The sequence below is a fragment of the Streptomyces graminilatus genome (assembly GCF_001418565.1).
Taxonomy (GTDB): domain Bacteria; phylum Actinomycetota; class Actinomycetes; order Streptomycetales; family Streptomycetaceae; genus Streptomyces; species Streptomyces graminilatus.
On record NZ_LIQQ01000398.1, the window covers coordinates 1 to 2,901 of the forward strand.

2 protein-coding genes are annotated in these 2,901 nt (G+C 71.5%); both read left to right on the plus strand.

What is annotated here, in order from left to right; genetic code table 11:
* On the plus strand, positions 1-1,443 hold a 1,443-nt coding region (locus AOK08_RS30415; RefSeq protein ID WP_055532032.1), incomplete at its 5' end, for a serine/threonine-protein kinase.
* Between the two features lie 96 nt (positions 1,444-1,539).
* Positions 1,540-2,901: PstS family phosphate ABC transporter substrate-binding protein (locus AOK08_RS30420; RefSeq protein ID WP_055532034.1), on the plus strand; the 1,362-nt coding region annotated here is incomplete at its 3' end.

The window sequence follows — 2,901 nt, forward strand, 5'->3', positions numbered from 1 at the left end:
CGGCTCGGCGCGGGCGGGATGGGGCAGGTGTACGTCGCGCGGTCCGATCGGGGCCGTACGGTCGCCGTCAAACTGGTGCGGCCGGAACTGGCCGGGCAGGACGAGTTCCGGGAGCGCTTCCGGCAGGAGGTCGCCGCCGCGCGCCGCGTCGGGGGCCGCTGGACGGCGCCCGTGCTCGACGCCGACACCGAGGCCGCCGTGCCGTGGGTCGCCACCGGGTACGTCGCCGGGCCGACCCTGGCCCGGATCATCGAACACGACCACGGGCCGCTGCCCGAGCGCTCGGTACGTGTCCTGGCCGCCGGGCTCGCGCACGCGCTCCAGGACATCCACACCGCCGGGCTGGTCCACCGTGACCTCAAGCCGTCCAACGTCCTGGTCACCGTCGACGGACCGCGCGTCATCGACTTCGGTATCGCCCGCGCCCTGGAGACCCTGACGGAGGGCGGCCTCACGCGCGCGGGCGCGCTCGTCGGCTCACCCGGTTTCATGTCCCCCGAGCAGGTACGGGGCGACCGGGTCACGGCGGCGGCGGACGTCTTCTGCCTGGGCTCGGTCCTCGCGTACGCGTGCACGGGCGCCCTCCCTTTCGCCGTGGCGGGCAGCGGGTCCCACGCCATGATGTTCCGCATAGCCCAGGAGGAACCCGACCTGACGGGCATCCCGGAGGGCCTGTCCACCCTCGTCCGCGACTGCCTGCACAAGGACCCGAGGCAGCGGCCGACGCCATTACAGGTCGTGGAGCGTACGCAGATCTTGGGGGATGACGACCGGGAGAACTGGCTGCCGGGCGGGCTGGTGGCCCAACTGGGGCGGCGGGCGGGCGAGTTACTGGAGATCGGGGCCGAGGTCGATGCCGGGCCGACTCACTGTCCCCCGGTCTGGCCCGGGGATCCGGCGCTGGACCCGCCCGACGTACCGCCCGAGTGGAGCACGACGCCCGCCGGTCCGGACATGGTCCCCTTGCGGAGACCCCGGCTGTCACTGGGGCTGGCAGCCGCCGCGCTGGCCGTCGCCCTCGGGGCGGGCGCGTCGATAGTCGCCCTGATGACCGGCGAGGAGGACACCCCGGCGGGTGTCGTACCGTCCGGCTTCCTCGGCACCTGGAACACGTCGACCGACAATGGCATCGACAACTCCACGGGCCACCCCACCCGCCAACTGACCATCAGGCAGGGCAAGGTGGGCGAAGGAATACTGACCCTGACGGCAGACGGCCGCACTGCCGGAGACACGTATCACTGCGTGTCGGTCGCGGCCCTGGCCGAACGGCCCACCAGCGGAACCCTGTTGAGGATCGCCGCCTCCCGAGTCACCGTCGCGGAACCGTCCTCGGCCTGCGCCCCGGAACCGGCCTCGACACTGACCCTCCGCGAGAACGGCGAGCTGGAACGGGCGACGGAGGGAAACGGGGAGAAGCTGACGTACGGGAAGGAAAGCTGAACTTCGGGCGAACTTCCCTACAAGAAAAGGGACTTGAGGCGCCAGTGGCCATAAAGTGACCGCACTGTCGGCGCTGGGGCTTGCGGGGGCACCCATATGGAGTGGCTGAGCGCGGAGAACATCGTGGCCGTGGCGACGGCGGGCGTCGGCATCGTCGCGTCGGCGGTCATGGTCTGGTACGAGCGCCGGGTGCCGCGCAGCAAACGGGTCGGGTACCGCGTACAGATGGACAACCCGATAGGCGACGGCGCGCAGTCGGGCCAGACGAACGTCAGACTCGGCCTGTTCGACGAGGCGCCCGGCATGCACAGAGCCACCCTCGTCCTCCTCCGCATCGAGAACGACGGCTCGCAGGGCATCGCCCACGAGGACTACACGAGCCGTGAACTGCACGGCCTCACCGTGGAGTTCACCGACCGGGCCATTCACGGAGTGTCGGTCACTCAACCACCCGGCATCGACCACCTGATGAGCCACTTCACACCGCACGCGGGCTTCGGCTACGACGTCGGCGGCAACACCCTGCGCATCCCGCGCGTCCCGCTCAACCGGGGCGAGCACTTCAAGCTGCTGGTGCTGCTGTCGGGCGGTGACGTGGGCTGCGACATCCGGCTGGTCGGCGGTATCCGGGACGGCCAGGTGCACCCCAACCGCAGTGCGACACCGGACGACAAGCCGCCGCTGTTCAGCCGGGCGGCCCGGCTGATCTCCGTCATCCTCACCGCCTCGGTCCTGACCCTGGCGGGCATCGTCATCGTGCGCGACGACAGCCCGCCCCCGCTGGGCTGCGAGAAGGGCGCGCTGACGGTCGTCGGCTCGACGGCTTTCGTACTCGTGGCGGACGAACTGGCCAAGGAGTACGAGAAGGACTGCGAGGGCTCCCACATCACGGTCGAGGCGCGCGGGAGTACCGCCGGGGTGGGTGAACTCGCCGCGATGGAGGGCGAGTCGAGGACGAGACGGGCCTCGGAGATCGCGTTCTCGGACGGCCGGAACAAGGGCGCCGGCCACGCGCTGCGGGCCGAGCCGGTCGCCCTGTCGGTCTTCACCCTGGTCGCCGACAAGGGGCTCGGCCTCCGGCGGGGCCTGACCCTGTCGCAGGTGCGGCGGGTGTACTCGGGGGCGGTCCGGTACTGGGACGAGCTGGACCCGGCGCTGCGGCTGCCGCACTGGCGCGTGGTCCTGGTCAGCCGGGACGCCGACTCCGGCACCCGGCAGGTCTTCCAGGACCGGGTGCTCGACGGCAAGTGGGAGGGCGTGCCGAGCACTTCACTGGCCTGCGGCCCCAAGGAGGACAGCTCCGCTCCCATGCGCTGCGAACTGGACTCCACGGAGGACGTGTTGAGGAAGGTCGCGGCGACGCGGGGCGCCATCGGCTACAGCGAACTCGGCCAGGCGATCCGCACCCCGGCCGTGACCCGGGTCCCCTTGGCCGGCGCCCCGGCGGACGTGGACGCC